General features: G+C 48.5%; 16 protein-coding genes. 5 read left to right on the top strand and 11 right to left on the bottom strand.

Annotation, left to right across the window (positions count from 1 at the left end; genetic code table 11):
- Positions 1-16: 16 nt before the first annotated feature.
- From CIK89_RS00635 to dxs, 3 genes are read right to left on the bottom strand one after another with little or no spacing between them, the layout of a single operon-like run.
- Entirely contained in the window at positions 17-1,474 is a 1,458-nt protein-coding gene (locus CIK89_RS00635; protein ID WP_094389504.1) for a TrkH family potassium uptake protein, read from the bottom strand.
- Positions 1,468-2,826 (bottom strand): Trk system potassium transporter TrkA, encoded by a 1,359-nt coding sequence (gene trkA, locus CIK89_RS00630; protein ID WP_094389503.1) that lies wholly within the window; start codon positions 2,824-2,826, stop codon positions 1,468-1,470. The genes CIK89_RS00635 and trkA overlap by 7 nt, the downstream gene beginning before the upstream one ends.
- Entirely contained in the window at positions 2,823-4,685 is a 1,863-nt protein-coding gene (gene dxs / locus CIK89_RS00625; protein ID WP_094389502.1) for a 1-deoxy-D-xylulose-5-phosphate synthase, read from the bottom strand. Before dxs ends, trkA begins: the two co-directional genes overlap by 4 nt.
- 775 nt (positions 4,686-5,460) lie before the next feature.
- On the opposite strand from dxs, the gene CIK89_RS00620 reads away from it, so the two are divergent.
- From CIK89_RS00620 to CIK89_RS00605, 4 genes are read left to right on the top strand one after another with little or no spacing between them, the layout of a single operon-like run.
- Positions 5,461-5,952: an RNA polymerase sigma factor gene (locus CIK89_RS00620; RefSeq protein ID WP_094389501.1), complete on the top strand. Its 492-nt coding sequence runs from the start codon at positions 5,461-5,463 to the stop codon at positions 5,950-5,952.
- Positions 5,949-6,392, top strand: coding sequence for a hypothetical protein (locus CIK89_RS00615; RefSeq protein ID WP_094389500.1), 444 nt, complete (start codon positions 5,949-5,951; stop codon positions 6,390-6,392). Before CIK89_RS00620 ends, CIK89_RS00615 begins: the two co-directional genes overlap by 4 nt.
- A 22-nt stretch (positions 6,393-6,414) precedes the next feature.
- Complete coding sequence (locus tag CIK89_RS00610; RefSeq protein WP_254046574.1) at positions 6,415-6,843, top strand: hypothetical protein; 429 nt, start codon at positions 6,415-6,417, stop codon at positions 6,841-6,843.
- A gap of 26 nt (positions 6,844-6,869) precedes the next feature.
- Positions 6,870-7,751 carry a hypothetical protein gene (locus CIK89_RS00605; protein ID WP_094389499.1) on the top strand — a complete coding sequence of 294 codons (882 nt, stop codon included), beginning with the start codon at positions 6,870-6,872 and terminating at the stop codon, positions 7,749-7,751.
- A 77-nt stretch (positions 7,752-7,828) separates the two neighbouring features.
- Here the strand turns inward: CIK89_RS00605 and CIK89_RS00600 are convergent, their stop codons facing one another.
- The 6 genes from CIK89_RS00600 to CIK89_RS00575 form a co-directional block, all read right to left on the bottom strand.
- Positions 7,829-8,257: a hypothetical protein gene (locus CIK89_RS00600; RefSeq protein WP_094389498.1), complete on the bottom strand. Its 429-nt coding sequence runs from the start codon at positions 8,255-8,257 to the stop codon at positions 7,829-7,831.
- Between the two features lie 13 nt (positions 8,258-8,270).
- Positions 8,271-9,584 carry a ribosome biogenesis GTPase Der gene (der, locus tag CIK89_RS00595; RefSeq protein ID WP_094389521.1) on the bottom strand — a complete coding sequence of 438 codons (1,314 nt, stop codon included), beginning with the start codon at positions 9,582-9,584 and terminating at the stop codon, positions 8,271-8,273.
- Positions 9,585-9,693: 109 nt separating this feature from the next.
- Positions 9,694-10,575 (bottom strand): GTPase Era, encoded by an 882-nt coding sequence (gene era / locus CIK89_RS00590; protein WP_094389497.1) that lies wholly within the window; start codon positions 10,573-10,575, stop codon positions 9,694-9,696.
- Between the two features lie 125 nt (positions 10,576-10,700).
- Positions 10,701-11,705 carry a beta-ketoacyl-ACP synthase III gene (locus CIK89_RS00585; protein ID WP_094389496.1) on the bottom strand — a complete coding sequence of 335 codons (1,005 nt, stop codon included), beginning with the start codon at positions 11,703-11,705 and terminating at the stop codon, positions 10,701-10,703.
- A gap of 5 nt (positions 11,706-11,710) precedes the next feature.
- Positions 11,711-11,899, bottom strand: coding sequence for a 50S ribosomal protein L32 (gene rpmF, locus CIK89_RS00580; RefSeq protein WP_094389495.1), 189 nt, complete (start codon positions 11,897-11,899; stop codon positions 11,711-11,713).
- A gap of 21 nt (positions 11,900-11,920) precedes the next feature.
- Positions 11,921-12,412, bottom strand: a complete 492-nt coding sequence (locus CIK89_RS00575) for a DUF177 domain-containing protein (RefSeq protein ID WP_336410091.1) — start codon at positions 12,410-12,412, stop codon at positions 11,921-11,923.
- Between the two features lie 376 nt (positions 12,413-12,788).
- On the opposite strand from CIK89_RS00575, the gene CIK89_RS00570 reads away from it, so the two are divergent.
- Positions 12,789-13,946, top strand: a complete 1,158-nt coding sequence (locus tag CIK89_RS00570; protein ID WP_173824937.1) for a PAS domain-containing sensor histidine kinase — start codon at positions 12,789-12,791, stop codon at positions 13,944-13,946.
- A gap of 268 nt (positions 13,947-14,214) precedes the next feature.
- Here the strand turns inward: CIK89_RS00570 and CIK89_RS00565 are convergent, their stop codons facing one another.
- Together CIK89_RS00565 and CIK89_RS13690 are read right to left on the bottom strand one after the other, a co-directional pair.
- Entirely contained in the window at positions 14,215-16,536 is a 2,322-nt protein-coding gene (locus CIK89_RS00565) for a glycoside hydrolase family 2 TIM barrel-domain containing protein (RefSeq protein ID WP_094389493.1), read from the bottom strand.
- A gap of 300 nt (positions 16,537-16,836) precedes the next feature.
- The coding region (locus tag CIK89_RS13690; RefSeq protein ID WP_216820457.1) for a hypothetical protein at positions 16,837-17,155 on the bottom strand (319 nt) is incomplete at its 5' end.

Here is a 17,155-nt window from a genome sequence, read left to right as displayed (position 1 = left end):
ATTTATTCTGCTGTATTCAATTGTCGGTCCAGAAGCCACGAGTGAAGAGCACCATAACCGACATGATTTCCAGACGTCCTACAAGCATGAGAAACGAACAGATCCATTTGATGCCATCAGGCAGTCCTGCCCACGACATCACAGGACCGATCTCTGTTCCGAGAGTTGGTCCGACATTGCTCATACAACTCAGCGCTATCGTAATGGCATTGGTATTGTCAATGCCGGCAGCAATCATAATAGTAGCGGAAATAAGACACATCACCACATAGAGTGCAAAAAAAGCCAATAGCGTCGCCACCTTTGAAGAAGGCACATTCTGTCCGTTGACCTTGATAGGCAGTACGGCACTGGGATGGAGTATCTGCCGAAACTCATTCTGCATGGCTTTGAGTACCATCGAACCGCGGATACATTTGAATCCGCCACTGGTACTTCCGGCACAAGCTCCAAGAAACATACATATGCCGAGTATCACCCAAGTGATATGGGGCCACGCTCCAGCATCGTCGTTGAAGAGTCCTGTGGTGGTAATAAACGACACCACTTGGAACAAGGCACATCGGAAAGCGCGTTCTGTGCCGTAACCATTATTATAGATCAGTATGGCCATGATAACGATAGCTGAGAAAGACACTACAAAGAGATAGAGTTTGAACTCCGAGTTTTGCACCAGTTGTCGCAGTTGCCGTTTAAAGATTACTATATATAATAAGGTAAAGTTGATTCCCGATAGAAATTGGAACAAGAGTGACACATATTCTACGGCAGCACTATGATAGTGTTCCACACTGTCGTTATGGGGTGCAAATCCTCCCGTTGCAGTAGTTGACATTGAATAGTTCACACTGTCAAACCATTCCATCCCCGCCGCATAATACGAAAGGATACAAGCTACAGTAAGCACAAGGTAGATGCTGCAAATCCATTTAGCATTGGTGCTCAACCGTGGGTGCATCTTGGTGCGCACAGGGCCAGTAGCCTCAGCGGCAAACACCTTGACGCTTCCGCCCACCAACGAGGGTAGAATGGCAATGGTGAAGAATACGATGCCCAGTCCACCAATCCATTGTGACAGAGATCTCCAGAAGAGTAATGCGTGGGGCAGTCGCTCCACATCGTCGAGGATGGTGGCTCCCGTAGTGGTAAATCCCGACATGGTTTCAAAGTAGGCATCTGTCACGCTGTTGATGTATCCTCCGATGATATAGGGCAACATTCCAAACAAGCTATAGAGCAGCCACGATAGTGTGACTACGAGATAAGCAGTTCGCCGGCTCATGTCGTTGGTTGCGTTACGTCCCAAGTATTTGAATATGAAGCCGCAACATCCAGTGAAGAGAGACGAGATGAGAAATGCCATGATGTCATCCTCTTGGTAGCATCCCGCCATGAGGGCACATCCGCCCATCAGCAGTCCAAGCATGATGAGCAGTGATCCCAGAATCTTGTATAGTAACTTCGCCTCTACCATATTGTCGATGGTTTGAAGTATTTTTCGAGATTTTTCAGGTTGTGCTCATGACAGAACATCATGACAGAATCGCCCGGTTCTATCTGTGTGAATCCATTGACAAGGATTCCTTGATTGTTGCGCACCAGTCCACCGATCGTTACACCAATCGGCAGTCCGAGATCCTTCACTGGCTTTTTGGTAATCTTCGATCCTTCGGCAGCCACAAACTCAGCCACGTCAGAATCGACCATCATCAGCGATCTCACATTGCTGACGTCAGCGTCGAGCATCATCTGATAGATATGGCTGGCAGCAATGGTTTTCTTATTGATAATGGTACCGATGTCCAGACTCTCTGCCATCTCCACATAGTCGAGATTTTCCACCATGGCGATGGTTTTCCTCACGCCCAACCGTTTGGCGGTAAGACAGGCAAGGATATTTGTTTCTGCATTGTCGGTCAGTGCGACAAACGCCTGTGTGTTCTGTATTCCCTCTTCCTGAAGCAGTCCGAGGTCGCGTCCGTCACCGTGAATCACCATGGCATCGGTGTCCAACAGCAGTTCGTTGAGTCGTTCACAGCGTTGTTCGTTCTTCTCTATGATTTTCAGATTCATGTATTCAGGCAGTGTCAGTCCCACGCGCACAGCGGTTTTGCTGCCTCCCATGATAATCACGTTCTTCACATCGGCATAGTGTTCCTTTCCGGTGAATTTTCTCACATAGGGTATGTATTCACTGGTGGTCATAAAATAACAGAGGTCTCCTGTGCGGAGTTCATCATTACCACCGGGAATAAGTGTCTCTCCGTTGCGTTTCACAGCCACTACGTGGTACGGTTCTGTTGGTCCACATAGTTCGCGCAGTGGTTGGTTGAGTATCTCGCAGGTCTCTCGCAGTTTAATGCCGAGCATGACGAGTGCCCCGTTGTGCACATCCCATCGTTGTCTGACCCACGACATTTTGAGTCCGTTGGTAATATCTATGGCTGCCAGAACTTCTGGATAGATCAGCGAGTTGATGCCCATCTTCTCGAAGAAGGGTTTAAGGTTTGGAGCGAGATATTCATAGTTGTCGATGCGTGCCACGGTTTTCTTCGCTCCCAGCGAATGTGCAATGATACAAGCATTCATATTCTGGCTCTCGTCGGGAGTGACTCCCACAAAGAGGTCGGCTTTATCTACATTAGCTTCGCGCAGTATTTTGATACTTGTGGGAGATCCCACAACGGTCATGATATCAAACTTGCTATCGAGGTCAGCCAGTCGTTCGGCATTGGCATCGATAAGCACGCAATCCTGATGGTCGCGTGAAAGCAGTTTTGCCAGGTGCACACCTACGGCACCTGCTCCGACTATTACAATCTTCATGATATAATGGCTTTGCGGATGCCCTCGGCATCCAGTCCTACAAGGTGATCGAGTTGTGCCACAGTTCCATGTTCCACAAAATGGTCGGAGGGCAATCCCCGTCTGATTACTTCGGGATGGTAGTGATGATCTGCCATCCATTCTACTACGGCAGAACCGAGTCCTCCGTCTTTCACTCCATCTTCTACGGTGACGATGCGGTCGAAGTGTTCTGCCACTTCGGCAAGGATATTCTCGTCGATGGGTTTGAGGAATCGCATATCGTAGTGTGCCACATCAAGGTCTTCGATGGCTTTTGTCACATGATTACCAATCGGTCCGATGGAGAGCACTGCAGTATGGTGTCCGTCTTTAAGTTTACGTCCTGTGCCCACTGCGATTTCCTCAAGTGGACAACGCCAGTTGTGCAATACTCCTCCGCCACGTGGATAGCGGATGACAAACGGCCCTTTGTCGGGCAGTTGTGCGGTGTACATCAGCCGGCGCAGTTCATGTTCGTCCATGGGCGATGCGATAGTAAGATGTGGAATGGGTCTGAGTGCTGCCAAGTCGAAGGCTCCATGGTGTGTTGGTCCGTCTTCGCCCACCAGTCCTGCCCGGTCGAAACAGAACACTACATGCAGTTTGAGCAGTGCCACATCGTGTATGATATTATCGAAAGCACGTTGTGCAAAGGCGCTGTAGATATTGCAGAAGGGGATGAGCCCGTCTTTCGCCATTCCCCCTGAGAAGGTCACAGCGTGTCCTTCGGCTATTCCCACATCAAAAGTGCGGTCTGGCATGGCTTGCATCATGATATTCATGGAGCATCCTGTGGGCATGGCAGGAGTCACTCCCACTATCTTCGGATTCTGCTCTGCCAGTTCCAGCAACGTATGTCCGAACACATCTTGATAGCGTTGTGGTTTGTCGGGTGACTGGTCAACGAGTCTTTCTCCTGTGGCAGGATCGAATTTTCCAGGTGCGTGCCAAGTCGTTACGTCTTGTTCTGCTGGTGCATAACCGTGTCCTTTCTGTGTGTGGAGGTGCAACAGTTTCGGACCTTTCATGTCTTTCATCTGTTTCAGTATGCGCACCAGTTCTCCGACATTATGTCCGTCGAACGGTCCAAAATATCTGATGTTCATGCCATCGAAGATATTCTGCTGATGGCTGATGGCAGATTTCATGGCATTCGACAGTCGGATGAGTCCTTTGCGTCGGTCTTCGGGCAGTAGTCCCCATTGATGCAGTTTACTTGAAATCTTAAACCGCAGTGCATTATAGGTTTCGTTGGTACTGAGGTTGAGCAGATATTGCTTCATGCCTCCCACCGACTGGTCTATCGACATATTGTTATCGTTGAGAATGATAAGCATGTCGTTGGGCGACGAACTGACGTTGTTGAGACCTTCAAAGGCGAGGCCGCCGCTAAGTGCTCCGTCTCCTATAACAGCCACCACATGTCTGTTGGTATTTCCAGTTTTCTTTGCTGCAACAGCCATACCGAGTGCTGCCGAAATAGAGTTGCTCGCGTGACCACACGCAAAGGTATCGTATGGACTTTCCTCTGGCGACGGGAAGGGTTTGATGCCTCCGAGTTTTCTATTGGTACAGAACTTTTCGCGTCTGCCTGTCAGTATTTTATGGCCGTATGCCTGATGGCCTACATCCCATACGATGCGGTCTTCGGGAGTATTAAAGACATAATGCAGTGCTACCGTCAGCTCCACGACTCCGAGGCTTGATGCCAGATGTCCGGGGTTGACAGATAGTTCTTTAACGATATCGTTGCGCAGTTCTTTACAGAGTAATGGAAGTTGTTCAACTTTCAGTTTGCGCAAGTCATCTGGATAAGTGATATGATTCAGTAAATCCACTTTTTCATTCTATTTGCCTACAAAGGTACGATTAAGTGAGAGAAAAACCAAATAAATTTGAGTTTTTCCGAGCGGGAGTATCTTCGCAACACGGTTGCCAAGGTAGTGCAAACCGAGAATTATCATTACTATTAAAGAGATTTCCATAATATATAATATGTTCGCGCGCAATGCATACAGAAATTTGAGTTTTCAAAAAATTTCGACCACTCGAACACCACTACCGTATAACACGCAGTAGTTCTGAGCGTTAAATGGTGGTCGAAGCCCAAGAATTTCGACCACCCTTCGACCACATCGACCACACCTATTGCATCTATCATCAACCCGGACCAACTTAGCGAGCCATGTATATCGATGTATAAATGGGAGTTGTAAGTTTATCACCTTTTCCTCAAACCTTGATAATATTTTTATCAAACGTTGAAAATACCTTTGTAAAACGTTAGGTAATACTTTTGTTAAACGTTGGGCAATACCTTTACCAAACGTTGGACAATACTTTTGCTAACTATTGAACAACACCTTGTCAAAACGTTATTACCCAAAAATTTCAATCAGTTTTATTTCAGAGCGACATCCTTCATTATAGATGGGCATATATGAGGCGGATACGCTTACCACATTCTGTGGTCGATGTGGTCGAATATTTTTGGAAACTGATCTTTTTTGCGTTTTTATATCTGTCACAGGAGAAAACAAAAAAAAAATTAGCTCGCGTGTCACAAAACTCGCCCATCATACGTTTTATAGATGAGTCACGGAAAAAAATAACATGGATCTCGAAGAGTTCAACAAGCGCATCGTTGTGCTGCGACCGACACTGATGGAAGCTGCTAAACACATGAATGGGAATGACGCCTCAGCCGAAGATTTGGTACAGGAGGTCATGCTCAAACTGTGGAGCATGCGCCAGCAACTCGACAGGCACCCTAACCCGAAGGCACTGGCACTGAACATGCTACACCATAAAACCATCGACGAGCAACGCCACAAACAATTGGAATACGGGCGACCAACGGCAGAACCATCCTCAGAAGAAACCACCCGACATGTGGAACGACAAGACGAACTGCGACTCATATGCGAAATCATCAATCGGTTGCCTGCCCTACAAGCTCAAGTGCTACGACTGAAAGACATCGAGGGCTACGAGACCGAAGAGATTGCCTCCATCACGGGAGCATCACCAGAAAACATCCGCCAGTGTCTGTCAAGGGCACGAAAGACTATCAGACAGGAATTTATTAAAATGACAATAAGATGATGATCGACAGAAACAAAGTGAAGGTATTGATAGACCGATACATGAACGGCGAGACTACAGCTGACGAAGAGCGACAACTGCGCCACTTCTTCCGCACAGCACAATCTTTGCCCGACGAATGGCTACCGCTGCGGGCCCTCTTTGCCTACGTCGATAGCGAAGCGGAAAAGAGTTGTCTGCCTGCCGAAACACAGGTAAAACACAAAACCATCAGCCTCCACCACATCAGGAAATGGTGGTTGGCAGGAGCTGTGGCAGCATCGCTACTACTGGCTACTGGACTGTTTTGGCCCGATGAAAAAGAAGATCGCAACTTTGCCGTGATTGACGGACAGCGCACCACCAATCAGCACATCGTGGAACAAGAGGCTGAACAGGCACTGCAACTGGTAGCCATCACCGACGAGGAAGCCTTTGGCGCACTCGATGAAATCAACTGACAACGTAAAAATGATACGAGATATGATAAAACGGTTATTATTCACAGTATTATGGACCACCATATCAATGCTTACCGTCCACGCACAGACCGGACTCGAAATAGATAGGGCTTTCACCCGATACGGTCATGAGAAAGGATGCAAAATGGTGGAAATGTACGATGCTCGACTTCGGGGCTATCAACTCCACGTCTATAAGAGTCTGACCTATAAGACACAGGGGAAGGCCATCGACGCACTGCTGAAAACAGACCGAAAGAGGGCGAAGAAAATACGTGAAGTGGTAGAAGACGGACACATCACAGGCGGATACTACATGATGCCCACACTTCCGTCGGGCATGGAGCGCTACATTCTCTTCAGCAACGCTGCCGGTGGACGGGGTGCCCTTATCTATATTGAGGGAAATATCAAGCCCGACGACATCATGAAACTCTGTTACACACGATAAAACGAATCATAAAAGAAACACAAAATATGGAAAAAACAACATTTCTCGCTGCACTGCTCACCATCATAGGAGCAGGCTGCACAATGGCAGAAACTGCGCAGGACACCACCTTTGTAGTCAACGACAAACAAATTGTGGTCAACGAAAAAGACGGAGCGACAACCGTGGGCGTTTATAACAACAACGGCAACGAACTGAAGAAAATCAGCGAAACAACCTACGTCGATGGACAGGAAGTGAGTCAGATCTACGTTTCGTCTCCCTTCCTCCGCTCATCATGGGAACGATCCAAACGTAAGAAATTCGAAGCACACAATGCCAACTTCTATGTCGGTTACCGCTATCTGACAAGCGATGCCTTTTCATTCTCTGCAGACCAATCGCTCTACACAAAAAATTCCAACTCCTACGAAATTGGCATTGGCGCCCTCAACGTAGCCATCCCCTTCAACCGTCAGAACAATATCGGACTGGCAATAGGCATGCAGGTGGGATACACACGCCACGCTTTCGACAGCGGTCATGCGCTATTCATGGAGGATGATGTGGCAACCGTCAAACCTGTTGAAGCGGAAGAACGCATCCGCAAGAGTTATATGAGTTACTGGTCGATGCGCATCCCCGTCATGTTGGAATACCAGCAATATCTTGGTCGTCGCGATGCTTTCATCGGTGCTGGTTTCTCGTTTGAGTTTCGCGACAAAGAGCATGCACGCTACAAAACCAAGCACGACACCTTCAACTCCGCACGCGATCTGAGCATCCACACAGCAGGAGTCAATTTTGAAGCCTACATGGGATGTGGTGATTTCATGTTTCGCTTCACCACAGGACTCACACCATTATTCAAGGGAGGACAAGGCCCGAAGGCCCACACCTCCAGTATCGGCATCGGTTTCTGCCTATAATCTCTCACCATCCACTCTCAATAATTATTGCCGGAAAGTACAATCCACTTTCCGGCAATTTTATAATATTCTTCGTCTTACTTCATCTTCCATTGTCCTTTCACCTCAACCATGGGGATGGTGATTTCCTCTTTGGTGGAATCGGCAAAATGGAGAAGGAGGAAGGCATGTGTGAAATGGAGGGTGGTGTCGCGTTGCGCACGAACGGCAGTCACTTGATGGAGTCCGCCGTGGTTTTCTTTTTGTTCCTCCATGTAGTTGCGATAAACCAGAACCATTTGGCTGCGGTAGTTCTGCGGCATAGAGTCGGCAGTGGCTTTACCGTTGAGAAAAGCCTCGTAGTTGCCCGCAAGGAGTTCGTCGTAGTAACCTTTGGCAGCCTGCAGGGCAAGGTCATCGGGATTAGGTTCCTCGTGGCAAGCGGTAAGTGGCCACAAGCAGAGAAGGCAAAGCACGGAGAGGTGCTTCGCCTTCAGGTGGGTTATCATCGTGATGATGTGTTTCATTGTTTCTGCGGTGTTATTTCTGACGCACAAAGACGTTGATGGGTGTTCCCGTAAGCGTCCAGTTGTCGCGCAATTTATTTTCCAGGAAGCGCTTATAGGACTCTTTCACATACTGTGGCAGGTTGGCGTAGAACACGAAGGTTGGAATCTGCGTATTGGGCACCTGCGACACATATTTAATCTTGATGTATTTACCTTTGATAGAGGGTGGCGGAGTCGCCTCGATGAGTGGCAACATCACCTCGTTGAGTTTCGATGTTCCTATCTTGATGGTGCGGTTCAGATACACCTGCTTGGCAGTTTCCAACACTTTGAAGATGCGCTGTTTGGTCAGGGCTGAAGCAAACACGATGGGGAAATCGGTGAAAGGTGCCATGCGTTGGCGGATGGCATTCTCAAAGGTCTTCACCGCTATCTGCGACTTATCTTCCACCAAGTCCCATTTGTTGACCACTACAACAAGCGACTTATTATTCTTCTGTATCAATTGGAAGATGTTCATATCCTGAGCCTCAATGCCTCGTGTGGCGTCAATCATCAAGATGCAGACGTCGCTGTTCTCAATGGCACGGATGGAACGCATCACACTATAGAACTCCAGGTCTTCCGACACCTTATTCTTACGGCGAATACCGGCAGTATCCACCAGATAGAAGTCGAATCCGAATTTATCGTATTTCGTATAGATAGAGTCGCGCGTTGTTCCGGCAATATCTGTCACGATATTGCGGTCTTCACCGATAAAGGCGTTGATGATGCTCGATTTACCGGCATTAGGTCTGCCCACCACGGCGAAGCGTGGCGTTCCGTCTGCCACATCGTCAATCTCATCGGTAGAGAGTTTCGACACCACGAGGTCGAGCAGGTCGCCTGTTCCCGAACCCGTTGCTGCACTCACGCAATAGGGGTCGCCCAGTCCGAGTCTGTAAAACTCATACTGGTCATAGAGGTGTTTACCGTCGTCTGCCTTGTTTGCTACGAGCACAACGGGCAGTTTCGAACGTCTCAGAATATTTGCCACATCCACGTCGAGGTCGGTAAGTCCGTTTTGGATATCTACGAGGAAGAGCACGAGGTCAGCCTCTTCGGTAGCCACCAGCACCTGTTTGCGGATTTCTTCCTCAAAGATGTCGTCGCTGTTGACAACCCATCCTCCTGTATCTACTACGGAGAATTCGCGTCCGTTCCATTCACATTTGCCATACTGTCGGTCGCGTGTGGTACCTGCCTCATCGCTGACGATAGCGTGGCGGGTATTGGTCAGACGGTTGAAAAGTGTGGATTTGCCCACATTAGGGCGTCCAACGATAGCTACTAAATTTGCCATATCTGTTTTTGCTCTTGTTGTTTCTGTTTTTTTGTTGTACATGGGCCTTGTGAGGGCCTCTTGCTGATAGGGTAAGAGGGGGTACCGACTGTCTTTTCCGAATTCTTTTTTATTCCGGATTATAACCAAACGAGTCGAGTTCGCGTTGCGATGATCGCCAGTCTTTATCCACCTTGACGAAGGTTTCAAGGAAGATGGATTTGCCGAAGAATTTCTCTAATGCCTTGCGAGCCTCGGTATTCACTTTCTTCAGCGCCACACCCTGGTGGCCGATGATGATGCCCTTCTGGCTGTCGCGCTCCACATAGATCACAGCATTGATATGGATATTCCGGTCTGTCTCCTTGAAGCGTTCCACGCGAACCTCCACTGCATAGGGTATCTCCTTATCGTAGTAGAGCAGGATTTTCTCGCGGATGATCTCCGACACGAAGAAGCGAGCGGGTTTATCGGTCAACTGCTCTTTGTCGAAGTAGGGCGGTGAGTCGGGCAACAGTTCTTTGATGCGTTTCAGGAGCATATCCACTCCAAACTTGTTTTTCGCGGAGATGGGCAGGATTTCTGCGTTAGGCAGCAGCGTGTGCCATTTCTCCACGATGTCTCCCAGCGTCTTCTGGTCGCTCTCGTCAATCTTGTTGATGAGTAGCAGCACAGGGATTTTCATCTTCTGCACCTTCTCCAGAAAATCCATGTTCTTCTCTGGGTTCTCCACCACATCGGTCACATAGAGCAGCACGTCAGCATCCTGCAATGCCGATTCCGAGAAGGCGAGCATCGACTCCTGCAGTTTGTAGTTGGGTTTCAACACTCCTGGTGTATCGCTAAACACGATCTGCATATCGTCTGTATTGACAATACCCATGATTCTGTGGCGAGTGGTCTGTGCCTTAAAGGTAGCGATGCTGATGCGTTCACCCACGAGTTGGTTCATGAGCGTCGATTTTCCCACGTTGGGGTTGCCTACTATGTTTACGAATCCTGCCTTGTGCATCTGTTGTAGTTTCTTTGTGGATGGATGGTGCGGACCGCAGATGGGTCCATTTCAGTTTATGAAGAAACCGACGGGAGCCATTGAGCCCTTAGGTTCAATAGCCCCCGTCAGGGTCTTGACGTGTATTATTTCGCGCCGTCGTAAGCCCACTTGTAGTAGCTTGCTCCGTGAACGAATCCTGCACCGAAGGCAGTGAAGATCATGTTGTCTCCCTTCTTCAGTTTGGCTTCGTTTTCCCAGAGTGCCAAGGGGATAGTGGCGGCAGAAGTATTGCCGTAGTGTTCTATGTTGACCATCACCTGATCCATAGGAAGCTCGAGGCGTTTGGCAACAGCTTCGATGATGCGCATATTTGCCTGATGAGGAACCACCCACTGGATGTTATCCTTGTTCAGTCCGTTGCGCTCTGCCACGAGGGCACAGTCATCGCTCATATTGGTCACAGCATAGCGGAACACGGTGCGTCCCTCCTGATAGAGGTAGTGCAACCGGTGATCGATGGTGAAATAGCTTGGAGGACAAACAGAACCGCCGGCTTTCAGGTGCAGGAACGGAAGTCCCTTACCGTCAGCACGGAAGTAGGAGTCCATCACACCGATATTCTCTTCCTCGGTGCCTTCTACCAGCACAGCGGCAGCACCGTCTCCGAAGAGCGGGCAGGTAGCGCGGTCCTTGTAGTCAACCACCGACGACATCTTGTCGGCTCCAATCACGATAATTTTCTTATAGCGTCCACATTGAATCATAGACGCTGCCACGTCGAGCGTATAAAGAAATCCGCAGCATGCAGCCCAGAAGTCGAATGCGAAAGCATTCTTCAGGCCAAGCTTACCAAGCACAATGCTGGCTGTTGACGGGAATTTATAATCGGCCGTCGATGTGGTTACAATCACGGCGTCAATGGTATCGGGATCTACGCCGGTCTTCTGCATCAGCTGCTTGGCTGCTTTACGTGCCATGTAGCTGGTGCCCAGACCTTCCTCCGTAAGGATGCGGCGCTCCTTGATGCCAACGCGTGTCATAATCCACTCGTCATTGGTGTCAACCATGCGCGACAACTCCTCATTGTTGAGCACGTAGTCGGGCACATATCCGCCAATACCAGTGATTATTGCGTTGATTTTTCCCATCTTTCTTACTCAGCGCCTTCGTCCATTACGATAGCAATCTTACCACGGTAGTATCCGCAAGTGGGGCATACGGTGTGGTAGATGTGATAAGCGCCACAGTTAGGGCATACTGCCAATGTGGGAGCTACTGCCTTGTCATGGGTACGACGTTTGAGAGTACGGGTCTTTGACTGTCTTCTTTTAGGATGTGCCATAATGCTTTAATCTTTTTTTTGTTATTCTTCTAATTTCAGTTTCGCCAGTGCGGCCCAGCGAGGGTCTGCTTCCTTTGCCTCCTCTTTGCCGCTTCGGACGGCACCGCTCAGCTCAGCGAGCTTCTGCGTCATCGCACTATTGCATTTTCCAGGTGCATGAACGTGCTTGATGGGTATGGCAAGTGCCACAAACTCATAGATGAGCCATGACGTGTCGAGTATTCCTTCGTTCTCGTCCACTATCACAACCTCATCATCGTCGGTATTGGTCTCCGCACCCAGTTTCGCAATCAGCATATTGTCGGTCACGATGGGTTGACTCATGTCATCAAGACACAAGTCACAAGGTACGGTGACTGTGCCCTCGGTATGAAACTGGAGTTCGAAAAAGCCGGTTGCCTTGCGTATAGACACCGACACATGCAATGCTCCGCCCTTCACTTCCGAGGCGTTGAGAGCCTTGAAAAATGCATCGTCAAGGGTGTACTCCCGATGCATTTCATCGGTTTTCATTGCCTTCAGATCTATTTTGAAAGTCTCTAAACTACACATAATCGCACTATTACGGACTGCAAAGGTACAAATTATTTATGAATTATAGAGTAGTTCACTCTTTTTTTTCACTTTTTAACGTCATTTCTTTATCATTTCCATACATTTCCCCCTGTTTTCCACTGTAACTTTGACTTTAACCTTGAACTTAACCGTATCAATAGCGCTTCAGAAGTCACCGCAGTTTTTTACGCATTTCCACAAAATTCCTTATCTCCCCAAGTAAACACGAAACCAAGGAATCACGTAGTTAACATCCAAGGGCACGACGATGGTTAAGGGTAAAAAAAGAGCTACGCCTACACAATATTATATATACACGTGCGTTATATTAAAGATGACATGGATTAACCGACAACAGCAATTCAAAACTGCCCTTGTCGCTGCCGCACTACTGGTGGCAGTGACCTCACTACTGGTGTCCAAATGGCTGGCAAACGACCTCGCAGCAGAAGAATACAAGCGCATGGAGCTATGGTCGGATGCACTCCACACCCTCAACAATGCAGACCAGAACACCGATCTCTCCCTGGTGCTCCATGTCATCGAAGACAATAACAATATCCCTGTCATCGTCATCGACCAAGACGGCAACGTCACCGACCACCGTAACATCAGCATCCAAGCCACCGACCGTGCCGACGCCATCGCGCAACTCACCCGACGCGCACAACAGATGAAAGCTGCAGGTCGTTACGTCAAGATTGACGGCAACAAGCCAGGAGGTTTCCAACTCGTCTGTTACGACGACTCTACCATGATACGCCGCATCACCGTATGGCCACTCATCCAACTCGGTATTGTGGGAGGCATTGTCATCATCGCCATCCTCGCCCTCGTCTCCTTCAAGCGCACCGAACAAAACAAGCTATGGGTGGGACTCTCCAAGGAGACCGCCCATCAGTTGGGCACCCCCATCTCCAGCATCATGGCATGGGTAGAGATCCTCAAGGAGGAATACCCCACCGACCCTTATGTGGGGGAGATAGAGAAAGACGTCTCCCGTCTCAACACCATCGCCGACCGATTCTCCAAGATTGGTGCCGTTCCTGAGCTGCTGCCCACCGACATCTGTCGTCTCCTCACCGACGTCACCACCTATATCCGCAAGCGCACCTCATCGCATGTGTCATTTCAGGTCAGTCTCCCCTCCCATCCCGTCATGGTCCCCCTCTGCCCTTCCCTTTTCGAGTGGGTGACAGAGAACCTATGTAAGAATGCCATCGATGCCATGCAGGGGGAAGGCACCCTATCCCTCGTCCTCACCGACCGTCCCACATCCATCATCCTCGACGTGACCGACACCGGTTGCGGAATGACCAAATCCATCGCCAAGCAGATATTCTCCCCTGGATTCACCACCAAGAAACGCGGTTGGGGACTCGGCCTCTCCCTCTCCAAGCGCATCATCGAGAAGTACCATGCCGGCCGCCTCTTCGTCAAAGCCACCGAACCTCATCACGGCACCACCTTCCGCATCATCGTCAAGAAGTAATCCACGGAGCGCACGGAGTGTTTAGTTTATGGGTTATGGGTTAGAGATTTTTTAAAGATTTTATTTCTGCATAAATTCCGTCTAAATTCCAATGATAGATTTCTGGCCAAGGCCATATTTTATTAAAGATTTCCTCCAAAGATTTCTAGCCTTCAGGCTACCCCAAAAAAATCCACGGAGCACACGGACAACACGGAGAAAGATTTTTGTTTATTATTTTACTTAAAATTGGCAACATTGATCTATCCCCGTGTCAATTGTCCCTATGTCATTTTTGAGGTATTGTCCATCTTTGTGCCATGACAGACACTGCTGTTGTTCCTGATATGGCTTGATTTGCGGATGATGCCTTGATTGTAGCCTTGCCAGCATTCATTCCGCTCTTTACGACAATGATTGCTCGTCCTTTGTATGTTGTCACATTGGCAGAGGTCTTAGGCTCAATATCTTTCAAATTTGCAGAGGCAGCAGCAAGGAGCGAGGCTTTACCATACACGCTTACAGTCAGTTGGATGTCTGCGTCTGACACGACATTTCCTTTGGCATCAGTCACCTCGAGCGTGACATAGGCAAGGTCTTGCCCGTTTGCATGTATTTGTTTGCGATCTGGTGTGAGTCTAATGGCTGCAGGCATTCCGCTTGTGCGCAGTATGCTTTCCTTCACTTCGTTGCCATCTGCATCAAGCGACACAGCTTTAAGGGTGCCTGGCTGATATTGCAGCGGGATGACTGCCTTGTATTGTGTGGCCATGCTGACATTCCTTTCCGCCACGAGACTATCGTTGAGATACAGGCGCACCTTTGGTGCTTTGGTGTATATTTCGGCTTCGATGGTCTTGTTTTCCCATCCGCTCCAGTTCCACGACTCCCATGTGGGCCATACAGACCACAGCGTTTCTGTGACATGTCCGTTGCGGTAGTTGTCGGGCTCTTTCACAGCAAGGTAAATGTATGGAGAGCCATCCTTAGCGTTCCACAGCATGTCGCGGTAATGCGATATAGGTTTGCGCCAGCCAGTGATGTCGACATCGCCGCAATATGCCCCGTGGTAAGGAAAGTGCTTGGCTTGGTAGTGCTCGCCCCGTTGTTCCCCTTCGTAGTGGAACTGCCCGATGGCCGACTCGCCGAGATAGTCGAGTCCGGTCCATACCATGTCGCCAATGATGTATGGACGCTCAGAGGTGTGTTTCCAATTGGCGAACGCATCGCGCGGATAACTCTCTGTCTGCCACATCACACGTTCGGGGCATCGCAGGTGATCGCTTTCTGCCTTGTGCATCATGTAATTGTAGCCCACTATGTCGAGCACTGCCGCATGCGGGTCGAATATCTCCCAGTCGCTATCCCATGAGCATAGTGCCTCTGTGACAGGACGTGTTGGATCGAGAGATGTCACAACATCCTTGAAAGTTTGCGCTGTGTGTATGACACGTATGTCCTTTCGTTCGATGACTTCATTTCCGATACTGTATGATATGACACATGGGTGATTGCGGTCGCGCAGCACCATGGCGGTAAGATCCTCCCTGTAACATGAGTCGATGACGAGGTGATAGTCGTACTTGGTCTTTTCAGACCTCCATCCGTCGAACGCCTCATCGATGACCATCATGCCGATGCTGTCGCAAGCATCGAGCATAGCTCGTGTCTGAGGGTTGTGCGATGTTCGTATGAGGTTGAATCCAGCCTCTTTCATCAGCCTGACCTTACGTATTTCTGCCGCATCGTATGCCATGGATCCGATGACTCCATCGTCATGGTGCACGCAGGCTCCATTGATGAGCGTTGGCTGCCCGTTGAGCAAGAATCCTCTTTTTGCATCATAACTGAAAGCTCGCACTCCATGCCTTATGGTTAGCTGTCCAACTTTTATGTCGTAAAGTTTAGGATGCTGCGGTGACCATAGCTCCACATCTTTGAGCACTCGTCTTTCTGTTTGTCGTCCCTCATATGCTATGCTCACGGTAGCTGAATCAGCATGGGTACCATCTCCTGACATGCCATAGATGCTGTCTGTGCGCACGAACAGCTTTTCAGGATTGTCTATCTTGTTTTCATCATATTTTTCGAGCCACACATGGCGATATATGCCCGAACCGCTGTACCATCTGCAGTTAGGTTGATGCGAGTTGTCCACTCGCACAGCAATGGTGTTGGTGCCTTTTTTGACAAAAGGAGTGATGTTGACTTTGAATGGCGTATATCCATAAGCATGACCGCCTGCATGCTCACCGTTGACATACACCTGGCAATTCTGATACACGCCTTCGAAATGAAGCCATATTGTCTCGCCTTTGTCTGTTTTCAGTTCTGATTCCTTCACCTGCTTGCGATACCATCCGATGCCTCCGGGGAAGTATCCTCCGTCATTGCCTGATGGTGCGTCTTTTGCGGGCGCATGGAATATGTCCCAGTCGTGCGGCAAGTTTATTCGTTTCCATTTGGAATCGTCCAACTGTGCGTCTTGCGCATTCTTTACGTCTTGTTCGATGAATCGCCAGTTGAAATCAAAATTGTCTTTTTTACTTTGCCCACATGCTGCAGATGACATGCAAAGGAAAAGAATTGTTGATAATAAGGATAGTTTCATTTTTTAGTCAATTATTTATTAATATAACCTAATTCCCGTAATACTATAATTTAATGTTTTTATAAACCCCTAAGCAACAAAAGTTCTTAGTGTAGCTAAGCGGCACAGCCGGTTACTTGCTTTGACAAGCAGAAGTGTCGATTCGCTCAGGATTTTGCAATGTCAGAAATTATATCTATTTAGTATTGGATTTAGAAATAAATAAGACTCTGACACTGCAAAAGTATAAAAATATTCTGAGAAACTGACTGCTTTTAAAGCATTTTTTTCGATTATGAAGCAATTTGATGCTCTTTCAGCTCAAACCATAGATTCCAGCTTCGTAGTGACAAGGAACGCATCTTCGTCAAAGCCACCGAACCCCATCACGGCACCACCTTCCGCATCATCGTCAAGAAGTAATCCACGGAGCACACGGATGACACAGAAAAGATTTTCGTTAAAGATTATTTTAAGATTGTCGTGATTTCTGTGCGACATTAAAAAATCCGCTCTCCGTGTGATCCGTGGATAAAAGATTTCCGTGATTTCTGTGATTTCGACATCATCCAGACATGATATGATGCCTTCATCAAAGAGGAGTTGGACAAAAGAGGGCTTCCGTGAAATAATGGATTGA

Source organism: Prevotella sp. P4-119 (assembly GCF_002251345.1).
Taxonomy (GTDB): Bacteria; Bacteroidota; Bacteroidia; order Bacteroidales; family Bacteroidaceae; genus Prevotella.
The sequence above is the reverse complement of the archived record's forward strand: the minus strand, read 5'-3'. Positions and strand labels throughout refer to the sequence as shown.

Bases quoted from the DNA above. Each gene is read 5' to 3' on its own strand.
- CIK89_RS00615 (WP_094389500.1), top strand. From the start codon at position 5,949: ATGATGATCGACAGAAACAAAGTGAAGGTATTGATAGACCGATACATG.
- CIK89_RS00585 (WP_094389496.1), bottom strand. From the start codon at position 11,705: ATGGGAAAAATCAACGCAATAATCACTGGTATTGGCGGATATGTGCCC.
- rpmF (WP_094389495.1), bottom strand. From the start codon at position 11,899: ATGGCACATCCTAAAAGAAGACAGTCAAAGACCCGTACTCTCAAACGT.
- CIK89_RS00620 (WP_094389501.1), top strand. From the start codon at position 5,461: ATGGATCTCGAAGAGTTCAACAAGCGCATCGTTGTGCTGCGACCGACA.
- trkA (WP_094389503.1), bottom strand. From the start codon at position 2,826: ATGAAGATTGTAATAGTCGGAGCAGGTGCCGTAGGTGTGCACCTGGCA.
- CIK89_RS00575 (WP_336410091.1), bottom strand. From the start codon at position 12,412: ATGAAAACCGATGAAATGCATCGGGAGTACACCCTTGACGATGCATTT.
- CIK89_RS00600 (WP_094389498.1), bottom strand. From the start codon at position 8,257: ATGAAACACATCATCACGATGATAACCCACCTGAAGGCGAAGCACCTC.
- CIK89_RS00635 (WP_094389504.1), bottom strand. From the start codon at position 1,474: ATGGTAGAGGCGAAGTTACTATACAAGATTCTGGGATCACTGCTCATC.
- CIK89_RS00610 (WP_254046574.1), top strand. From the start codon at position 6,415: ATGATAAAACGGTTATTATTCACAGTATTATGGACCACCATATCAATG.
- CIK89_RS00570 (WP_173824937.1), top strand. From the start codon at position 12,789: ATGACATGGATTAACCGACAACAGCAATTCAAAACTGCCCTTGTCGCT.
- der (WP_094389521.1), bottom strand. From the start codon at position 9,584: ATGGCAAATTTAGTAGCTATCGTTGGACGCCCTAATGTGGGCAAATCC.
- CIK89_RS00605 (WP_094389499.1), top strand. From the start codon at position 6,870: ATGGAAAAAACAACATTTCTCGCTGCACTGCTCACCATCATAGGAGCA.
- CIK89_RS00565 (WP_094389493.1), bottom strand. From the start codon at position 16,536: ATGAAACTATCCTTATTATCAACAATTCTTTTCCTTTGCATGTCATCT.
- era (WP_094389497.1), bottom strand. From the start codon at position 10,575: ATGCACAAGGCAGGATTCGTAAACATAGTAGGCAACCCCAACGTGGGA.